Source organism: Stenotrophomonas sp. KH_029, assembly GCF_057839765.1.
Window position 1 is genome coordinate 1,745,902 of sequence record NZ_CM174498.1, and the last position, 18,320, is coordinate 1,764,221.

At 68.1% G+C, this 18,320-nt stretch carries 13 protein-coding genes; 5 read left to right on the forward strand and 8 right to left on the reverse strand.

Going from position 1 to position 18,320, the window contains the following annotated elements:
* Positions 1–329 precede the first annotated feature (329 nt).
* From dbpA to AC3ITM_RS08130, 3 genes are read right to left on the reverse strand one after another with little or no spacing between them, the layout of a single operon-like run.
* A complete protein-coding gene (gene dbpA / locus AC3ITM_RS08120) occupies positions 330–1,706 on the reverse strand; it encodes an ATP-dependent RNA helicase DbpA (RefSeq protein WP_489269712.1) in 1,377 nt (458 codons plus the stop codon).
* Between the two features lie 48 nt (positions 1,707–1,754).
* Entirely contained in the window at positions 1,755–2,039 is a 285-nt protein-coding gene (locus AC3ITM_RS08125) for a hypothetical protein (protein ID WP_489269713.1), read from the reverse strand.
* Positions 2,040–2,066: 27 nt separating this feature from the next.
* Positions 2,067–3,143: a YeiH family protein gene (locus tag AC3ITM_RS08130; RefSeq protein ID WP_489269714.1), complete on the reverse strand. Its 1,077-nt coding sequence runs from the start codon at positions 3,141–3,143 to the stop codon at positions 2,067–2,069.
* A 106-nt stretch (positions 3,144–3,249) separates the two neighbouring features.
* Here AC3ITM_RS08130 and AC3ITM_RS08135 point away from each other — a divergent pair, with 106 nt between their 5' ends.
* Both AC3ITM_RS08135 and AC3ITM_RS08140 read left to right on the forward strand, forming a co-directional pair.
* Positions 3,250–4,149, forward strand: coding sequence for a LysR family transcriptional regulator (locus tag AC3ITM_RS08135; protein ID WP_489269715.1), 900 nt, complete (start codon positions 3,250–3,252; stop codon positions 4,147–4,149).
* A gap of 36 nt (positions 4,150–4,185) precedes the next feature.
* Positions 4,186–6,066, forward strand: a complete 1,881-nt coding sequence (locus AC3ITM_RS08140) for an ATP-binding cassette domain-containing protein (protein WP_489269716.1) — start codon at positions 4,186–4,188, stop codon at positions 6,064–6,066.
* Positions 6,067–6,198: 132 nt separating this feature from the next.
* Here the strand turns inward: AC3ITM_RS08140 and AC3ITM_RS08145 are convergent, their stop codons facing one another.
* The gene (locus AC3ITM_RS08145) at positions 6,199–6,660 is read right to left on the reverse strand and encodes a c-type cytochrome (protein ID WP_228885184.1); all 462 of its coding nucleotides are present in this window, start codon (positions 6,658–6,660) and stop codon (positions 6,199–6,201) included.
* Between the two features lie 8 nt (positions 6,661–6,668).
* Positions 6,669–7,064 (reverse strand): c-type cytochrome, encoded by a 396-nt coding sequence (locus AC3ITM_RS08150; protein WP_489269717.1) that lies wholly within the window; start codon positions 7,062–7,064, stop codon positions 6,669–6,671.
* 204 nt (positions 7,065–7,268) lie between these two features.
* On the opposite strand from AC3ITM_RS08150, the gene AC3ITM_RS08155 reads away from it, so the two are divergent.
* From AC3ITM_RS08155 to AC3ITM_RS08165, 3 genes are read left to right on the forward strand one after another with little or no spacing between them, the layout of a single operon-like run.
* Entirely contained in the window at positions 7,269–8,411 is a 1,143-nt protein-coding gene (locus AC3ITM_RS08155; protein ID WP_489269718.1) for an efflux RND transporter periplasmic adaptor subunit, read from the forward strand.
* Positions 8,408–11,923, forward strand: a complete 3,516-nt coding sequence (locus AC3ITM_RS08160; protein ID WP_489269719.1) for an efflux RND transporter permease subunit — start codon at positions 8,408–8,410, stop codon at positions 11,921–11,923. The genes AC3ITM_RS08155 and AC3ITM_RS08160 overlap by 4 nt, the downstream gene beginning before the upstream one ends.
* Complete coding sequence (locus AC3ITM_RS08165) at positions 11,920–15,015, forward strand: efflux RND transporter permease subunit (RefSeq protein ID WP_489269720.1); 3,096 nt, start codon at positions 11,920–11,922, stop codon at positions 15,013–15,015. The genes AC3ITM_RS08160 and AC3ITM_RS08165 overlap by 4 nt, the downstream gene beginning before the upstream one ends.
* Before the next feature lie 423 nt (positions 15,016–15,438).
* Here AC3ITM_RS08165 and AC3ITM_RS08170 read toward each other — a convergent pair whose 3' ends face one another.
* Genes AC3ITM_RS08170 through AC3ITM_RS08180 form a run of 3 tightly spaced genes read right to left on the reverse strand, consistent with a single transcriptional unit; the run spans position 15,439 to position 18,102 of the window.
* Positions 15,439–16,671, reverse strand: a complete 1,233-nt coding sequence (locus AC3ITM_RS08170) for a TraB/GumN family protein (protein WP_489269721.1) — start codon at positions 16,669–16,671, stop codon at positions 15,439–15,441.
* A complete protein-coding gene (locus AC3ITM_RS08175) occupies positions 16,664–17,194 on the reverse strand; it encodes a GNAT family N-acetyltransferase (RefSeq protein WP_228885178.1) in 531 nt (176 codons plus the stop codon). Before AC3ITM_RS08175 ends, AC3ITM_RS08170 begins: the two co-directional genes overlap by 8 nt.
* Before the next feature lie 20 nt (positions 17,195–17,214).
* Entirely contained in the window at positions 17,215–18,102 is an 888-nt protein-coding gene (locus tag AC3ITM_RS08180) for a carbon-nitrogen hydrolase (RefSeq protein ID WP_489269722.1), read from the reverse strand.
* Positions 18,103–18,320: the final 218 nt, after the last annotated feature.

Sequence of the window (18,320 nt, forward strand, 5' to 3'; positions counted from 1 at the left end):
ACCAAAAGAAAGCACGCCCCGTCCGCTCGCCGTCGGGCGTTGCCCGCCGGTGCCCTGCGCTTCTCGCGTCATCGGGGGACGGCGCGGAACTCGCTGCGCTCGCGCGCCCAGACCAGCGGGCGCCGATTGTTAGAGCGCGTCGCCACGCGCCCATGTCCCACCGCATCAGCCCGTAGCATGCTTCATGCTTCGACCGCGCCTCTTCGCCCCCGCTGCCGCTGCGATGCTCGGCTCGCTCCAAGGGGGGGTAGATCAAGATCAAGGGCAACAGCGACGGCAACAGCAACAACAGCAGCCGGGCAGAGCCCGGCGGCGCTGCGGCTGCGTGATTACATCTTCCGCACGCGGAAGCGCTTGCCCTTGATCTTGCCCGCTTCCAGCCGCGCGATGGCCCGGCCGACCTGTTCGCGGGCGATGGCCACGTAGGAACGGGTGGCATAGATGTCGATCTTGCCGATCACCTTGGCCGACAGCCCGGCCTCACCGGTCAGCGCGCCGAGGATGTCGCCAGGGCGCAGCTTGTCGGTCTTGCCGCCGTCGATGCGCAGGGTCTCCATCGCCGCCTGCGGCAATACCGCCGGGCGTGCGGTGGCCAGCGGCGTCTTCTGCCAGTCCAGCGGCTTGCCCTGCGCCAGTTCCAGCGCATCGGCGCGGCTGCGCTCACGGCTGGTGACCAGGCTGATCGCCAGGCCGGTGGCGCCGGCACGGCCGGTGCGGCCGACCCGGTGTTCGTAGGTTTCGATGTCGGTGGGCAGCTCGTAGTTGATCACCGCTGCCAGGTCCTGCACGTCCAACCCGCGCGCGGCCACGTCGCTGGCTACCAGCACATTGCAGCTGCGGTTGGAGAAGCGCACCAGCACCTCGTCGCGGTCGCGCTGTTCCATCTCGCCATGCAGCGGCAGCGCGGAGAAACCGAACTGCTGCAGCGAGACCGCCACATCGTCCACGTCGCGGCGGGTATTGCAGAACACCACGGTCGATTCGGGCGTGTACTTCAGCAACAGGCCGGCCAGCGCCTTCTGCTTGTTAGCCAGGTCGGTCTCGCAGAACAGGTGGCGGATTGCCGGGGCGTGGTCGGCGCCTTCCACCGTCACTTCCACCGGGTCGCGCAGCAGCACGCGCGCGATCGCGCGGATTTCATCGGGGAAGGTGGCCGAGAACAGCAGCGTCTGGCGGTCCTTGCTGGTGCGCCCGGCGATCTCGCGGATCGGCTCTTCAAAGCCCATGTCGAGCATGCGGTCGGCTTCGTCCAGCACCAGCGTGGTCACCCCGCCCAGGTGCAGGGCGCGCTTGCGGCCCAGTTCCTGGATGCGGCCGGGCGTGCCCACCACCACATGCGGGTCATGCGCTTCCAGCGAGGCCAGCTGCGGGCCCAGCGGCATGCCGCCGGTCAGCACCACCAGCTTCAGGTTGGGGATGCCGGTGGCCAGCTTGCGGATCTGCTTGCCGACCTGGTCGGCCAGTTCGCGGGTCGGGCACAGCACCAGCGCCTGGGCGCGGATCACCGACGGGTCCAGCGCCTGCAACAGGCCCAGGCCGAACGCGGCGGTCTTGCCGCTGCCAGTGGGCGCCTGGGCGATCACGTCGCGGCGTTCAAGGATGGCCGGCAGGCTCTGCGCCTGCACGGGGGTCAGGCGGGTATAGCCCAGCGCGTCGATGCCCGCCGCCAGCGAGGCCGACAGGGGCAGTTCGGAGAATTCATTCATGGCGCATTCTACCCGCTGCGCCGCCTGCCGGGCGTGTGCCGGCGCTACTCAGGCCAGATCCAACGCCTGCAGTCCCTCCATCAACGCGGTGTGCTGGGCATGGCTGAACTCGCCCGGGCCGTCGCTGACATCCAGAATCAACGTATGGAACCAGGGGTTGGGGTGGCCGATGTCTTGCTCCCAGCGTACGACCACATCCGGGCCCAGCACCCGCTGCAGCAGGTCGAGCAGGTCGTCTTCGGCTTCATCGACCGCCCCGTAGCGATCCAGCACCAGGCGGTACGGGATGTGCAGGCGACGGCGATCGACGGGGGGAACACGCTCACGCTTCATCGCACCAGTGTTGCATGGGGCACGCGCTCATCCCAGCAACGCGTGCACGCCAACGTTGATCCCCAGCCCGCCGGCCAGCAACCAGCCGAACAGCAGCAGGGCCAGCAGCAGCGGCCTGATCCCGGCCTGGCGCAGTGCCGAGACATGGGTGGTCAGGCCCAGCGCGGCCATCGCCATGGCCAGCAGCGCGGTGTCCACCGCGACGGCCTGGGCCACCAGCGCGGCCGGCAGCAGTTGCAGCGAATTGAGCCCGGCCACCGCGACGAAGCCGAACGCGAACCACGGCACCACGATCTTCGCCCGCGCCGCGCCGGCCCGGGCAGCGGCGCCGCGCGCCAGCAGCAGCGACAGCGCCACCAGGAACGGGGCGAGCATCATCACCCGCACCATTTTGGCGATCACCGCCGTGTCGGCGGCCGTCTCGCTGACCGCACGCCCGGCCGCAACCACCTGGGCCACTTCGTGCACGGTCGAGCCGGTGAACACGCCGTAGGCCTGCGCGCTGATCGGGATCCACCCGTGCGCCGCGTTGAGCTGGTAAAGCATGGGGTACAGGAACATCGCGAGCGTCCCGAACACCACCACCGTGGAGACGGCCACGGTCACCTGTTCGGCGCGCCCGCTCACCACCGGCTCGGCCGCCATCACGGCCGCCGCTCCGCAGATCGAGCTGCCGGCCCCGATCAGCAGGGCGCTGTTCCGATCCATGCCGAACCAGCGCGTGCCCGCCCACCAGGCCAGCGCGAACGTGCTGGCCAGCACCAGTGCGTCGATCAGCACGCCGGCCACGCCGACCTGACCGATGTCCTGGAAGGTCAGGCGCAGGCCGTACAGCACGATGCCGGCGCGCAGCAGCCACTGCTTGGAGAACCCGACGCCGGCGCCGGCGCGTGCGGCCAGCCGCGGATAGAGCGTGTTGCCCAGCGCGATCCCCAGCACGATGGCCAGGGTCAACGCACTGATGCCGTGGGCCTGCAACCACGGCTGGGTCGCCAGCCCCATCGCTGCGGTGGCCACTGCAGCCGTCAGCAACAGCCCGGGCAGGCGCCCGCGCCAGCGCTGGGCCAGGGTGGGGGCGGGCAAGGGGAGGGCGGCGGCGTTCACGGGTGGGGCTCCTGTCCAGATCAGGCCTACAGCGTGCGCGCCTCAAATAAACCTGTAAAACGCATTGTCTGTGTCATTTCAACCGGTTTTGTGACTTAATTGCTGCGTGCATCTGACCCTTCGCCAATGGCAGGTTTTCGTCGCCACCGCCGATGCCGGCACCACGGCGGCGGCCGGCGCGCGGTTGGCCCTGTCGCAGTCGGCCACCAGCGCCGCGCTCAACGATCTGGAGAGCCAGCTGGCCGCGCCGCTGTTCGACCGCATCGGCCGTCGCCTGGTGCTCAATGCGCAGGGACGAGCACTGCTCGACCCGGCCCGTGCGCTGCTGGTGGCGGCCGGCGACCTGGAGCGGCAGGCCGGGGTGGGGCAGGCCGACGCCGGCGCGTTGCCGCTGCTGTTGCGGATCGGCGCCAGCACCACCATCGGCAACTACCTGCTGCCGGCCCGGGTCGCCGCGCTGCTGGCCGACAATCCGCAGGCGCAGGTGGATCTGCGCATCGGCAACAGTGCCGAGGTGGTGGCGGCGGTACAGCGGCTGGAGGTGGACCTGGGCCTGATCGAAGGGCCCTGCCATGCAAGCGGCCTGCAGGTGCTGCCGTGGCAGCGCGATGCACTGGTAGTGGTCGCCGCGCCGGGCATGGCGCTGCCCGCCGCGCCGGACCTGGCCACGCTGGCGGCCGCGCGCTGGTTGCTGCGTGAACCCGGCTCGGGCACCCGCGAGGCGGTCGAGCAGGCCCTGTTGCCCTACCTGCATCACTTCGCCCGCGCCATGCAGCTGGGCAGCACCGAGGCGATCAAGCAGGCGGCCGCAGCGGGGCTGGGCGTGGCCTGCCTGTCCGCGCATGCGGTGGCCGACCTGGTGGCGCTGGGCACGCTGCGCATCCTGCCCACCCCGCTGCCGCCGCTGTCGCGCCAGCTCTGGGTGGTGCGGCACCCGGGCAAGCGGGTGCCGCCGCCGCTGGTGGCGTTGCTGGGGCTGCCCCCGGCGACTTTCGCGCACGGCTGAGCGACGGCGCGGGCCGCCAGCCCGTACAATGGCCGGATGCCTCTGATTACTCTGCAAAACGTCGACTTCAGCGTCGGCGGCCCACTGTTGCTGGAAAAAGCCGAACTGTCGATCGAGCCGGGCGAACGCATCGCCCTGATCGGCCGCAACGGCGCCGGCAAATCGACCCTGCTCAAACTGCTGTCCGGCGATCACAAGCCCGATGACGGCGAAGTCCGCGTGCAGCAGGGGGTGCGCATCACCCGGCTGGAACAGGAAGTACCGCACGGTGCCGCCGGCAGCGTGTTCGACGTGGTCGCCGACGGCCTGGGCGAGCTGGGCCAGTGGCTGGCCGAATTCCACCATCTGAGCGTGGCCGAAGAATTCGACGGCGACGCCCTGTCGGCCGTGCAGGCCAAGATCGACGCCGCCAATGGCTGGGGCCTGGACCAGCGCGTCAGCGAAACCCTGACCAAGCTGGACCTGGACGGCGATGCCGAATTCGCGCGCCTGTCCGGCGGCATGAAGCGCCGGGTGCTGCTGGGCCGCGCGCTGGTGTCCTCGCCGGACCTGCTGCTGCTGGACGAACCAACCAACCACCTGGACATCGAAGCCATCGACTGGCTGGAAATGTTCCTCAAGAACTGGAACGGCAGCGTGGTGTTCGTCACCCATGACCGTCGCTTCCTGCGCGCGCTGGCCACCCGTATCGTCGAGATCGACCGCGGCCAGGTCACCAGCTGGCCGGGCGACTGGGCCAACTACGAGCGCCGCCGCGAAGAACGCATGAACGCGCAGGCGCAGGAAAACGCGCGCTTCGACAAGCTGCTGGCGCAGGAGGAAATCTGGATCCGCCAGGGCATCAAGGCCCGCCGTACCCGCGATGAAGGGCGCGTGCGCCGGCTCAAGGCGATGCGCAACGATCGCTCGCAGCGTCGCGAACTCGGCGGCAACGTGCGCATGGAAGCGGCGCAGGCGGAGAACTCCGGCAAGAAGGTCATCGACGTCAAGGACGTCTCCTTCGCCTTCGGCGAGCGGGTGATGGTCAAGGATTTCAGTACGGTCATCCTGCGCGGCGACCGGATCGGCCTGATCGGCCCCAACGGCAGCGGCAAGACCACCCTGCTCAAGCTGCTGCTGGGCGACCTGCAGCCGCAGAGCGGCGAAGTGCGCGCCGGCACCAACCTGCAGGTCGCCTACTTCGACCAGTACCGCGCGGTGCTGCGCGAAGACTGGACCGCGATCGAGAACGTGGCCGAGGGCCGCGATTTCATCGAGTTCAATGGCAAGCGCAAGCATGTGCATGCCTACCTGCAGGACTTCCTGTTCTCGCCCGAGCGTGCCCGCGCGCCGATCACCCGCCTGTCCGGCGGCGAGCGCAACCGCCTGCTGCTGGCCAAGCTGTTCGCCCAGCCGTCCAATCTGCTGGTGATGGACGAACCGACCAACGACCTGGACGTGGAAACCCTGGAGCTGCTCGAAGAGCTGCTCAGCGATTACACCGGCACGTTGCTGCTGGTCAGCCATGACCGTGATTTCCTGGACAACGTGGTGACCTCCACGATGGTGATGGAAGGCGACGGCGTGGTGGGCGAGTACGTGGGCGGCTACAGCGACTGGCAGCGCCACGCCGCGCGCGTGGCCGCTGCCGCCGCGTCGGCCCCCGCGGCAGCCGCCAAGCCGGCTGCCCAGGCCGCCGCCGCGGCGCCGGCCGAGCCCAAACGCAAGCTCAGCTACAAGGATGCGCGCGAACTGGAACAGCTGCCGCTGAAGATCGAGACCCTGGAGAAGGACGTCGAAGGCCTGACCGCGGCGATGAACGACCCGGCGTTCTACCAGCGCAGCGCCGCCGACATGGCCGCCCATACCCAGCAGTTGAACAAGGTGCAGGCCGAGCTGGATGCGGCCTATGCGCGTTGGGAAGCGCTGGACGCGTAGAACCGACCCTTGTCGGCTGGCGGTGCCATAGCGGTAGTGCCGGCCGCTGGCCGGCTCCAGGCAATCCCGAGGAGCCGGCCAGCGGCCGGCACTACCTTGATCGGCCTTCCACGGCCGCCGGTCTGCTGGCGGTCACTTCAACCCGTGCAGATCGCGCAGCTGGCTGGGCCGCGAACCGAAATACGCGGCCAGGTCGGCGATGTCCTGGTCGCTCAGGTCGGTTGCCTGGGGGGTCATCAACGCATGCTGGCGGTCGCCGGCGCGGTAGGCCTGCAACGCATGGGCAAGGTAATCCCCGTACTGACCCCCCAGCTTCGGGTAGGTCGGGTCGATCGGCTTGTTGCCGTCGGCCCCGTGGCAGTCGATGCAGCTCTGCCCGGTAGCCTTGCCCTTGACCTGGGCACGGGCCTCACCGGCGGCAACCCGCCCGTTTGGCAGGCCGGCGGAGGAGCCCGACCCGTGCTCGCCACTGGCGTGGCCCGGGTCTGCGGCGGAATCTGCGCTGTTTTCCACCTGCGACTGCGAACAGCCAGCCAGCAGCAGGGCAACGGACAGGGCGATGGCATAACGCTTGAACGGCGCGGCTTTCGTCATGAGCGTGCTTATTTGGCGGTGGACAGGTAAACAGCGAGATCGGCGATCTCCTGTTCGCTGAAGCTCATGGACTGCGCCTGCATCGTGGGATGCTTGCGCTTGCCCTGGCGGTATTCGCTCAGCGCCTGGCTGAGGTACTGCTGGGTCTGCCCCCCGATCTTGGGCACCTTGTAGCTGGGGTAGGCGTTCTTGTAGCCGGTGATGCCGTGGCAGCCCTGGCAGGTGTAGGCGAGCACGCGGCCATTGTCGAAGCTCCCGGTGAGGGGGGCGGGCGTGGCGGCGGCAGGGGGGGAAGCGGGTGCGGCAGGTGCTGCGGGTACTGCAGGAGCAGTTGCGGCCTGTGCGGCGGCCCCGAGGGGCAGGAGGACGGCCAGAAGACAAGCGGCGAGCGGCTGCGGGCGCATGATGTCCTTTCCGGTATACGGGTCTGGTCGTTCCGGCGGGGGGTACGGAACTGGCCCGAGTATAGCCTGCGTTTTCATCTAGCTGAAACCAGGGGCCGGCGGCGGTCGCCGCAGGTCACCATGACCTATGGGATATGGTGTGATTGTGACGTGGTGCATTACTTTGCTACCACACCTGCCACCGCATCCCTCAGGGACACGACGATGTTGCGAATTTCCTTCCTGCACGACCGCACCGGAACCTGTGCTGCCGCCTTGCTGATCACCACCTGCCTGTTGCTCACCGCCGGCTGTGGCAGCAGCACCGCCGATGCGCAGGCCGCCGAAAAGGCCGCCGAGGCCGAAAAGGCCGCCGAGGCCGTACCGGTCGAAGCGGTGGCTGCCAGCCGCCGTGCGGTGGCCGCCAGCTACACCGGCACCGCCGCTCTGGAAGCCCGCGCCGAATCGCAGGTGGTGGCCAAGACCTCCGGCGTGGCGCTGGCGGTACTGGTCGAAGAAGGCCAGGCCGTGCGTGCCGGGCAGCCGCTGGTGCGGCTGGACCCGGACCGTGCGCGCCTGGCGGTGGCGCAGAGCGAAGCGCAGATGCGCAAGCTGGAAAACAACTTCCAGCGTGCGCAGAAGCTGATCGGCCAGCAGATGGTCAGTGCCGCCGACGTCGACCAGATCCGCTACGACCTGGAAAACGCGCGCGCACAGTACCGCCTGGCCACGCTGGAGCTGTCCTACACCACGGTGACCGCGCCGATCTCCGGGGTGATCGCCTCGCGCTCGATCAAGACCGGCAACTTCGTGCAGATCAACACGCCGATCTTCCGCATCGTCGACAACTCGCGGCTGGAAGCCACCCTCAACGTGCCCGAGCGCGAACTGGCCACGCTGCGGGCCGGCCAACCGGTGACCCTGCTGGCCGACGCGCTGCCGGGCAAGTCCTTCCCCGGCGTGGTCGACCGCATCTCGCCGGTAGTCGATGCCGGCAGCGGCACCTTCCGCGTGGTCAGCGGTTTCGGCGAAGACGCCCAAGGCCTGCAGCCGGGCATGTTCGGCCGCGTCCGTATCGACTACGACCAGCGCGCCGACGCACTGGTGGTGCCGCGCCTGGCGCTGCTCGACGATGGCGAGCCGGCGGTGTTCCGCGTGCGTGCCGGCAAGGTGGCGCGGGTGCCGGTCAAGCTGGGCTATGCCGAAGGGCCGTGGGTGGAAATCCGCGAGGGCCTGGCCGAAGGCGACCAGGTGGTGACCGCCGGCAAGGTGGCGCTGCGTGATGGCACCGCGGTGCAGGTGATCGGCGCCAAGCCGGCCGTTGCCGCGGCCGCGCCTGCCGCGAAGAAGGCGGAGAGCCGTCAATGACCTCGGCCGGCAACGACCACGGCAACGATCCGCACCACGGCGATCACCCCGGTACACAGGGCGGCGGCCTGGTGGAGTTCGCCACCCGCCGCCGCGTCACCATCGCCATGTGCACGGTGACGCTGATGCTGTTCGGCGTCATCGCGCTGGGCAACCTCAAGGTCAACCTGCTGCCGGACCTGAGCTATCCGACCCTGACCGTGCGTACCGAGTACACCGGCGCGGCACCAACGGAAATCGAAACCCTGATCAGCGAACCGGTCGAAGAGGCCGTGGGCGTGGTCAAGAACCTGCGCAAGCTCAAGTCGGTTTCGCGCACCGGGCAGAGCGATGTGGTGCTGGAGTTCGCCTGGGGCACCAACATGGACCAGGCCAGCTTGGAGGTGCGCGACAAGATGGAAGCGCTGAACCTGCCGCTGGAGGCCAAGGCCCCGGTGCTGCTGCGCTTCAATCCGTCCACCGCGCCGATCATGCGCCTGGTGATCTCGGCCAAGGCCGACGCCAGCAGCGATGCCGACGCGGTACGCCAGCTCACGCAGCTGCGCCGCTATGCCGATGAAGACCTGAAGAAGAAGCTGGAGCCGGTGCTCGGCGTGGCCGCGGTCAAGGTCGGCGGCGGCCTGGAGGACGAGATCCAGGTCGATATCGACCAGCAGAAGCTGGCCCAGCTCAACCTGCCGATCGACAACGTGATCAAGCGGCTCAAGGAAGAGAACATCAATATTTCCGGCGGCCGCCTGGAAGAGGGTTCGCAGCGGTTCCTGGTGCGCACCGTCAACCAGTTCGCCGACCTGGACGACATCCGCAACCTGCTGGTGACCACCCAGGGCAGCAACGGCAGCGCCGCCGACGCGGCCATGCAGCAGATGTTCGCCATCGCCGCCTCGACCGGGTCCGATGCGGCGGTGGCCGCCGCCTCGGCTGCGCAGAGCGCGTCCAGCAGCAGCTCGGCGACCATCGCCAACGGCATGCCGGTACGCCTGAAGGACGTGGCCAGCGTGCGCCAGGGCTACAAGGAGCGCGAGGCGATCATCCGCCTGGGCGGCAGGGAAGCGGTGGAGCTTGCCATCTACAAGGAAGGCGACGCCAATACCGTGGCCACCGCCGAGGCCCTGCGCGCGCGCCTGGAACAGATCAAGGCGCAGATTCCCGGCGATGCCGAGCTGACCACCATCGAAGACCAGTCGCGCTTCATCGAACACGCCATCAGCGACGTCAAGAAGGACGCGGTGATCGGCGGCCTGCTGGCGATCCTGATCATCTTCCTGTTCCTGCGCGATGGCTGGAGCACGTTCGTGATCAGCCTGTCGCTGCCGGTGTCGATCATCACCACCTTCTTCTTCATGGGCCAGATGGGTCTGAGCCTGAATGTGATGTCGCTGGGCGGGCTGGCACTGGCCACCGGGCTGGTGGTGGACGACTCGATCGTGGTGCTGGAAAGCATTGCCAAGGCGCGCGAGCGCGGCCTGGGCATCCTGCAGGCGGCCATTGCCGGCACCCGCGAAGTGAGCATGGCGGTGGTCGCCTCGACCCTGACCACCATCGCGGTGTTCCTGCCGCTGGTATTCGTCGATGGCATCGCCGGGCAGCTGTTCCGCGACCAGGCGCTGACCGTGGCGATCGCCATTGCGATCTCGCTGCTGGTGTCGATGACCCTGATCCCGATGCTCAGCTCGCTCAAGGGCCGCCCGCCGCTGGCCTTCCCGCAAGAGCCGGCGCACCAGCCGTGGCAGCCGGACAGCCGCTGGCTGAAGCCGGTCGCCGGCAGCCGCCGCGGCGTGGGCACGCTGGTGCGCTGGATCTGCTTCGGTATCGCCTGGTCGGTGATCCGCGTCTGGCGCGGGCTGGTGGCCGTGGTCGGCCCGGTGATGCGCAAGGCCAGCGACATCGCGATGAAGCCCTACGCCGGCGCCGAGCGCGGTTATCTCAAACTGCTGCCGGGCGCGCTTCACCACCCCGGCAAGGTGCTGGGCCTGGCCGCGCTGGCATTCGTGGCCAGCATGGCGCTGGTGCCGATGCTGGGCGCCGACCTGATCCCGCAGCTGGCCCAGGACCGCTTCGAAATGACCGCCAAGCTGCCGGCCGGCACGCCGTTGAAGCAGACCGATGCCTTGGTGCGTGAGCTGCAGTTGGGACACGCCAAGGACGACAGCATCGCCTCGCTGTACGGCGTCAGCGGCAGCGGCACGCGGCTGGATGCCAGCCCGACCGAGAGCGGTGAGAACATCGGCAAGCTGACCGTGGTGATGGCCGGTGGTGGCGATGCGCGCACCGAGGCGGCGATCACCGAACGCCTGCGCGCGTCGATGCAGCAGCACCCGGGCGTGCAGGTCGACTTCGCGCGGCCGGCATTGTTCAGCTTCTCCACCCCGCTGGAAGTGGAACTGCGCGGCCAGGACATGGCCACGCTGGAACGCGCCGGCCAGTCCCTGGCGGCGATGCTGCGCAACAACCCGCACTACGCCGACGTCAAATCCACGGTGGAAGAGGGCTTCCCGGAGATCCAGATCCGCTTCGACCAGGAGCGCGCCGGTGCGCTGGGCCTGACCACGCGGCAGATCGCCGACGTGGTGGTCAAGAAGGTGCGCGGCGACGTGGCCACCCGCTACAGCTTCCGCGACCGCAAGATCGACGTGCTGGTGCGTGCGCAGGAAGGCGACCGCGCCAGCGTGGACAGCATCCGCCGGCTGATCGTCAATCCGGGCAGCACCCGCCCGGTGACCCTGGATGCAGTGGCCGAAGTGGTCGCCACCAACGGCCCCAGCGAGATCCACCGGGCCGACCAGACCCGGGTGGCGGTGGTGTCGGCCAACCTGCGCGACATCGACCTGGGCGGCGCGGTGCGCGAAGTGCAGGACATGGTGGCCAAGGACCCGCTGGGCGCCGGGGTGGGCATGCATATCGGCGGGCAGGGCGAGGAGCTGGCCGAGTCGGCGCGTTCGCTGATCTTTGCCTTTGGTCTGGCGATCTTCCTGGTCTACCTGGTGATGGCCTCGCAGTTCGAATCGCTGCTGCATCCGTTCGTGATCCTGTTCACCATCCCGCTGGCGCTGGTCGGCGCGATCCTGGCGCTGACGTTGACCGGCAAGCCGATTTCGGTGGTGGTGTTCATCGGCCTGATCCTGCTGGTGGGGCTGGTGACCAAGAACGCGATCATCCTGATCGACAAGGTCAACCAGCTGCGCGAGGCCGGCGTGGCCAAGCGCGAGGCGCTGGTGGAGGGCGCGCGCTCGCGCCTGCGCCCGATCATCATGACCACGCTGTGCACCCTGTTCGGCTTCCTGCCGCTGGCGGTGGCGATGGGCGAGGGTGCCGAAGTGCGCGCGCCGATGGCGATCACCGTGATCGGCGGCCTGCTGGTATCCACCCTGTTGACCCTGCTGGTGATCCCAGTGGTGTATGACCTGCTCGACCGCCGCGGGGATGCCTATTACCGTGCGCGCGGCCGCCAGCACGCCGGCGCGACCGAGCCCGGCGGCACCCACGACGGCAGCGCACAGGAGCCGGCATGAGCATTGCCGAGTTCTCGATCCGCCGCCCCATCACCACCATCATGTGTTTCGTTTCACTGGTGGTGGTGGGCCTGATCGCCTCGTTCCGGCTGCCGCTGGAGGCGTTGCCGGACATCTCCGCGCCGTTCCTGTTCGTGCAGGTGCCCTATACCGGCTCCACCCCGGAGGAAGTGGAGCGCAACATCATCCGCCCGACCGAGGAAGCCCTGGCGACCATGACCGGGATCAAGCGCATGCGCTCCTCGGCCACCTCCGAAGGTGCCAGCATCTTCATCGAGTTCACCGACTGGGACCGCGACATCGCCATCGCCGCCTCCGATGCGCGCGAGCGCATCGATGCGATCCGCAGCGACCTGCCCGACGACCTGCAGCGCTACAACGTGTTCAAGTGGTCCAGCAGCGACGAGCCGGTGCTGAAGGTGCGCCTGGCCAGCAGTGCCGACCTGACCGGCGCCTACGACATGCTCGACCGCGAGTTCAAGCGGCGCATCGAGCGCATTCCCGGCGTGGCCCGGGTCAACATCTCCGGCGCGCCGCCCAATGAGGTTGAGATCGCGATCAGGCCCGATCGTCTGACCGCGCACAACCTGAGCATCAACGAGCTCAGCGACCGCCTGCGCACGCTGAACTTCTCGATCTCGGCCGGGCAGATCGACGACAACGGCCAGCGCGTGCGCATCCAGCCGGTCGGTGAAATCACCGACCTGCAGGAACTGCGCGACCTGGTGATCGATACCAAGGGCCTGCGCCTGGGCGACATCGCCGATATCCGGCTCAAGCCGACCCGGATGAACTACGGCCGGCGCCTGGACGGCAATCCGGCGGTGGGCCTGGACATCTACAAGGAACGCAGCGCCAACCTGGTGGAAGTCTCGCGCGCGGCGCTGGCCGAGGTCGAGGCGATCCGCAAGCAGCCGTCGATGCGCGATGTGCAGATCAAGGTGATCAACAACCAGGGCAAGACCGTCACCTCCTCGCTGCTGGAACTGGCCGAAGCCGGTGCGGTCGGCCTGCTGCTGTCGGTCACGGTACTGTTCTTCTTCCTGCGCCACTGGCCGTCCACGCTGATGGTCACCCTGGCGATCCCGATCTGTTTCGTGATCACCCTGGGCTTCATGTACTTCGCCGGGGTCACCCTCAACATCCTGACCATGATGGGCCTGCTGCTGGCGGTGGGTATGCTGGTGGACAACGCGGTGGTGGTGGTGGAGAGCATCTACCAGGAACGCGAGCGCATGCCCGACCAGCCGCGGCTGGCCTCGATCATCGGTACCCGCAACGTGGCCATCGCGCTCAGCGCCGGCACCTTGTGCCATTGCATCGTGTTCGTGCCCAACCTGTTCGGCGAAACCAACAACATCAGCATCTTCATGGCGCAGATCGCGATCACCATCTCGGTCTCGCTGCTGGCCTCCTGGCTGGTCGCGGTCAGCCTGATCCCGATGCTGTCCGCGCGCATGGCCACGCCCAAGCTGGTGCATTCGCAGACCGGAGTGATCGCGCGGCTGCAGCGGCGCTATGCCGGCCTGCTGCAGTGGTCGTTGGAGCACCGCGGCTGGAGCGTGTTCGGCATCGTGATGGTGGTGCTGGTCAGCCTGGTGCCGATGAAACTGACCAAGATCGACATGTTCGGTGGCGAAGGCGGCCACGAGGTGTTCATCGGCTACAACTGGAAGGGCGCCTTCACCTACGGGCAGATGTCCGATGAAGTGGCGCGGGTGGAGCGCTACCTGGACGCCAACCGCGAGAAGCTGCACATCACCCAGGTGTATTCCTGGTACAGCGAGCAGGAAGGCAGCAGCACCATCGTCACCTTCGACGAGAAGCACGCCGACAACATGCCGGCGGTGCAGGAAGCCCTGCGCAAGGGTTTGCCACGTTCGGCGCGCGCCGATTACATCGTCGGCAACCAGGGCGGCGATGGCGGGGGCGGTGGCCAGTCGGTGCAGGTGCAGCTGGTCGGCGACTCGACCAAGATGCTGCAGGAGATCGGCGAGGAAGTGGTGCCGCTGCTGGCCCGGCGCAAGGAGCTGCGCGATGTGCGCATCGACAACGGCGAGAAGGGCAGCGAGCTGGCCATCCACGTCGACCGCGAGCGCGCGGCCGCGTTCGGCTTCAATGCCGAACAGGTGGCCAGCTTCGTCGGCCTGGCCCTGCGCGGCGCGCCGCTGCGCGAGTTCCGTCGCGGCGACAGCGAGGTGCCGGTATGGGTGCGTTTTGCCGGGGCCGAGCAGAGCAGCCCGGAAGACCTGGCCAGCTTCACCGTGCGCACCGGCGATGGCCGCTCGGTGCCGCTGCTGAGCCTGGTGGATGTATCGATCAAGCCATCGGCGACCCAGATCGGCCGTACCAACCGGCAGACCACGCTGACCATCAAGGCCAACCTGGCCGAGAAAGTCACCACGCCCGAGGCACGCAAGGCGATGGAGGAAACGCTCAAGCCGATGAACTTCCCGGCCGGCTACACCTTCACCTTCGATGGCGGCGACTTCGGCGACGACGACAAGGCGATGCAGCAGATGCTGTTCAACCTGGTGATCGCGCTGGTGATGATCTACGTGGTGATGGCCGCGGTGTTCGAGTCGCTGCTGTTCCCGGCGGCGATCATGAGCGGGGTGGTGTTCTCGATCTTCGGGGTGTTCTGGCTGTTCTGGATCACCGGTACCTCGTTCGGGATCATGTCCTTCATCGGCATCCTGGTGTTGATGGGGGTGGTGGTGAACAACGGCATCGTGATGATCGAACACATCAACAACCTGCGCCGGCGCGGGGTAGGGCGGACCCAGGCGTTGGTGGAAGGCTCGCGCGAGCGCTTGCGCCCGATCATGATGACCATGGGCACGGCGATCCTGGCGATGGTGCCGATCTCGCTGACCGACACCCAGCTGCTGGGCGACGGCCCGCCCTACTATCCGATGGCGCGCGCGATTGCCGGCGGGCTGGCGTTCTCCACCGTGGTCAGCCTGCTGTTCCTGCCGACCATCTACGCGATGCTCGACGACATGAGCACGGCGGTGTCGCGGATCATCCACCGCGCGCGTGGTCGCGGTGTGGACGCTCCGGTCGTCGAGCCCGGCGCAGAATCGGTTTGAGGGTGGACGGGGGGCCGCTGGTGGGCCTCCTTCACCAGCCGCATCCACGCATGGCGTGGATCTACACGTGGGAGGGTAGTGCCGGCCGCTGGCCGGCTCGCGGGGGGGGGGCACGACATGCGCTGCCTGGGAATAAGAGCAAAGCCGGCCAGCGGCCGGCGCTACCAGAAAGAAAAGCGATGTTGATCCCGGTAGATCCACGCCATGCGTGGATGCTTCAGGTTGCAGCGTCATGGACGCCTGCAACCTGGTGGGGCCCCGACGACAATAGCCACGCATTGCGTGGCCTCGATAGTCGTCCGGATGAAGAGTCCCCCTTGAGTCAAGGGGGACGCGCCGACAGGCGCGGGGGATCTGGAAGACCCGGCGGGCGGGGCCCGCGCTTCGCGCAGCGAAGCGTGGGGCGGATGCCCTGCATCCGTCTTACCCCGCCACTTTTCCCCACACTTGGAAGCCGGTCAGCCACAGGCCCAGCATGCTGCCCAGGTTGGTCAGCATGAAGGTCAGCACCACCCGGGTGACGCGGTTTCGGTACCAGCCCTTGATGCTCTGCGCATCGTCGCGCAGCTTGAGGAAATCCTCGTAGGCCGGCTTGCGCAGGCGCGTCTCGACCAGGGCGGCGAAGGCGCCGGTCGGGATGCTCAGGCGGAACGGCTTGAACGGGGCCACCACGATCGCCGTCAGGATGCTCAGCGGGTGGCTGCCGGCCAGCAGGCAGCCCAGGCCGGCCAGGCCGCCGGTATACATCGCCCAGGTCAGCAGCAGCTCGCCGCCCACGCCCAGCCCACCACGGTAGAAACCCACCGCGATCCCGGCCAGCACCACCGCCAGGATGGTCAGGGTGATCCACGGGATGTTGCGCTTCTTCGGCACGTCTTCCAGCGACTGGCGCAGCGGGCCGGGCGCTTCGGTATCGGTTTCCAGGTACTTTGCCAGCCCGGCCAGATGGCCGGCGCCGACCACCGCCAGTACCTCGCGCTGGGCCGGGTCGTGCACCTCGCGCAGGCGGGTGGCCATGTAGCGGTCGCGCTCGCCGATGATGGTTTCGTACAGCGCCGGGCTCTCGCTGGCGAACTCGCCGAAGCTGGCTTCGAGCATGTCGCCCTGCTTGAGCTTCTCGATCTCGTCTTCGCCGACCTCTTCGGACGCGAACAGGCCGGCGCCCAGGCCCATCACCAGCTTGATCCGGCCGAAGAAGCCCAGCCGCTGCGAGGCGCGCTTGAAGGTCAGCCCGACTTCGCGGTCGATCAGGTGGACCGGCAGGTTGTGTTCGTTGGCCAGGGCCACCGCACGCTTGAGCTCGGCGCCCGGCTCGATGCCAAGCTGTTCGGCCAGGCGGCGCTGGTAGGCGGCCAGGGCCAGGTTGGCGGCGAACAGCGCGACGCGGCCCTTGCGGATCACCTCGACCAGGTCGAGCTTGGCCAGCGCATCAGGGTTGGTCAGCGCCTGCAGCCGCTGCGGGTCCAGTTCGACCGCGACCGCGTCGAAGCGCCCGCTGCCGATCGCCCGCTCCACCGCTTCCACGCTGGCCTGGGAGACGTGCGCGGTGCCCAGCAGGGTATAGCGCACGCCATCGCGTTCAACCACGCGCACCGGCTGGCCGGCGAACAGGGTGTCGCCGGGTTCAATCTGGGTATCTGTCATTGCTTCATTCATTCGAAGGGGCGCTGTCGGCACCATCGCCGAGCGCGCGCTGCATCTGGACGGTATCCAGCCAGCGGCCGTGCTTGCGGCCGAGGCCGCGGAAAACGCCGACGGTATGGAAACCGAAGCGTTCGTGCAGTTTGATCGAGGCGGTGTTGGTCGGTTCGCCGATCACCGCCACCATCTGCCGGTAACCGCGCGCCACGCAGGCGTCGATCAGGCCCTGCATCAGCGCGGTGCCGACGCCGCGGCCCTGGAAGGCCGCGTCCACGTAGACCGAGTTTTCCACCGTCCACTGGTAGGCGATGCGCCCGCGGTAGGTGTTGGCATAGGCATACCCGGCCACCTGGCCATCGACCTCGGCCACCAGGTACGGAAAACCGCGGCCGACGATGTCGTGCATGCGCCGCTGCATTTCGGCCAGGTCGGGCACGTCGTACTCGTAGGTGTTGACCAGGTCGGTGACCTCCACCGCATAGATGGCGGTGATGGCGGCGAGGTCGGCATCGGTGGCGTCGCGCAGCAGCACGGTCACGGGGCAGGGGTCCTGTGCGATCAGTCGATGTAACGCTTGAGCAGGTCGCCGTACGCATCGATGCGGCGGTCGCGCAGGAACGGCCAGATCCGGCGCACGTGTTCGCTGCGCTGCAGGTCGACCTCGCACAGCAGCACGGTCGGTTCGGCGCCGGCTTCGGCGATGAACTCGCCCTGCGGCCCGAGTACGTGACTGTTGCCCCAGAACTGGATGCCCGAGGCGCCCAGCGGCGAGGCTTCATGGCCGACCCGGTTGCAGCTCAGCACCGGTACGCCGTTGGCCACGGCATGGCCGCGGTGGCTGAGCACCCAGGCATCGCGCTGGCGGCCTTGTTCGTCGGCCTGGTCGTCCGGGTCCCAGCCGATCGCGGTGGGGTAGAGCAGCAGTTCGGCGCCGGCCAGCGCCATCAGCCGCGCCGCTTCGGGGTACCACTGGTCCCAGCAGACCAGCACGCCGAGGCGGCCGACCGAGGTGTCGATCGGAGTGAAACCGAGATCGCCGGGGGTGAAGTAGAACTTCTCGTAGAAGCCCGGGTCGTCGGGGATGTGCATCTTGCGGTACTTGCCCAGCAAGGTGCCGTCCTTTTCAAAGACCACGGCGGTGTTGTGGTACAGGCCGGCGGCGCGGCGCTCGAACAGCGAGCCGACGATGACCACGCCGTGCTTTTTGGCCAGCGCGCCCAGGCGTTCGGTACTGGGGCCGGGGATCGGTTCGGCCAGGTCGAATTCGTCCACCGATTCGTGCTGGCAGAAGTACGCGCCGTTGTGCAGTTCCTGCAGCAGGACCAGCTTGGCACCCTGGGCGGCCGCTTCAGCCACGCGCGTTTCGATCACGGCCAGGTTGGCCGCGGCGTCGCCGTGGTTGCGTTCCTGGATCAGGGCGACGGAAAGGGTGTGGCGTGGGCTCATCCGAGTGCGGTCCTGCGGGGGAAAAACCCAGTTTATCGCGGATGGGTGTGCACGGCGTGCTGCCGGGTAAATGGAGATGCGGCGTCTCGACGTTGGCGAAGGAGCGGGACGGGCAGCGCGATCCAGGACACGCCGTGGACCCATCCTTGGGGGCTCGTGGGCGCCATCCATGGCGCCCAACGGTCCTGGATCGCGCTGCCCGTCCCGCTCTACCGATA

Excerpts from the sequence above, each read along its gene's own strand:
- dbpA (WP_489269712.1), bottom strand. The coding sequence starts at position 1,706 with ATGAATGAATTCTCCGAACTGCCCCTGTCGGCCTCGCTGGCGGCGGGC.
- AC3ITM_RS08125 (WP_489269713.1), bottom strand. The coding sequence starts at position 2,039 with ATGAAGCGTGAGCGTGTTCCCCCCGTCGATCGCCGTCGCCTGCACATC.
- AC3ITM_RS08140 (WP_489269716.1), top strand. The coding sequence starts at position 4,186 with ATGCCTCTGATTACTCTGCAAAACGTCGACTTCAGCGTCGGCGGCCCA.
- AC3ITM_RS08145 (WP_228885184.1), bottom strand. The coding sequence starts at position 6,660 with ATGACGAAAGCCGCGCCGTTCAAGCGTTATGCCATCGCCCTGTCCGTT.
- AC3ITM_RS08150 (WP_489269717.1), bottom strand. The coding sequence starts at position 7,064 with ATGCGCCCGCAGCCGCTCGCCGCTTGTCTTCTGGCCGTCCTCCTGCCC.
- AC3ITM_RS08155 (WP_489269718.1), top strand. The coding sequence starts at position 7,269 with ATGTTGCGAATTTCCTTCCTGCACGACCGCACCGGAACCTGTGCTGCC.
- AC3ITM_RS08160 (WP_489269719.1), top strand. The coding sequence starts at position 8,408 with ATGACCTCGGCCGGCAACGACCACGGCAACGATCCGCACCACGGCGAT.
- AC3ITM_RS08165 (WP_489269720.1), top strand. The coding sequence starts at position 11,920 with ATGAGCATTGCCGAGTTCTCGATCCGCCGCCCCATCACCACCATCATG.
- AC3ITM_RS08170 (WP_489269721.1), bottom strand. The coding sequence starts at position 16,671 with ATGAATGAAGCAATGACAGATACCCAGATTGAACCCGGCGACACCCTG.
- AC3ITM_RS08180 (WP_489269722.1), bottom strand. The coding sequence starts at position 18,102 with ATGAGCCCACGCCACACCCTTTCCGTCGCCCTGATCCAGGAACGCAAC.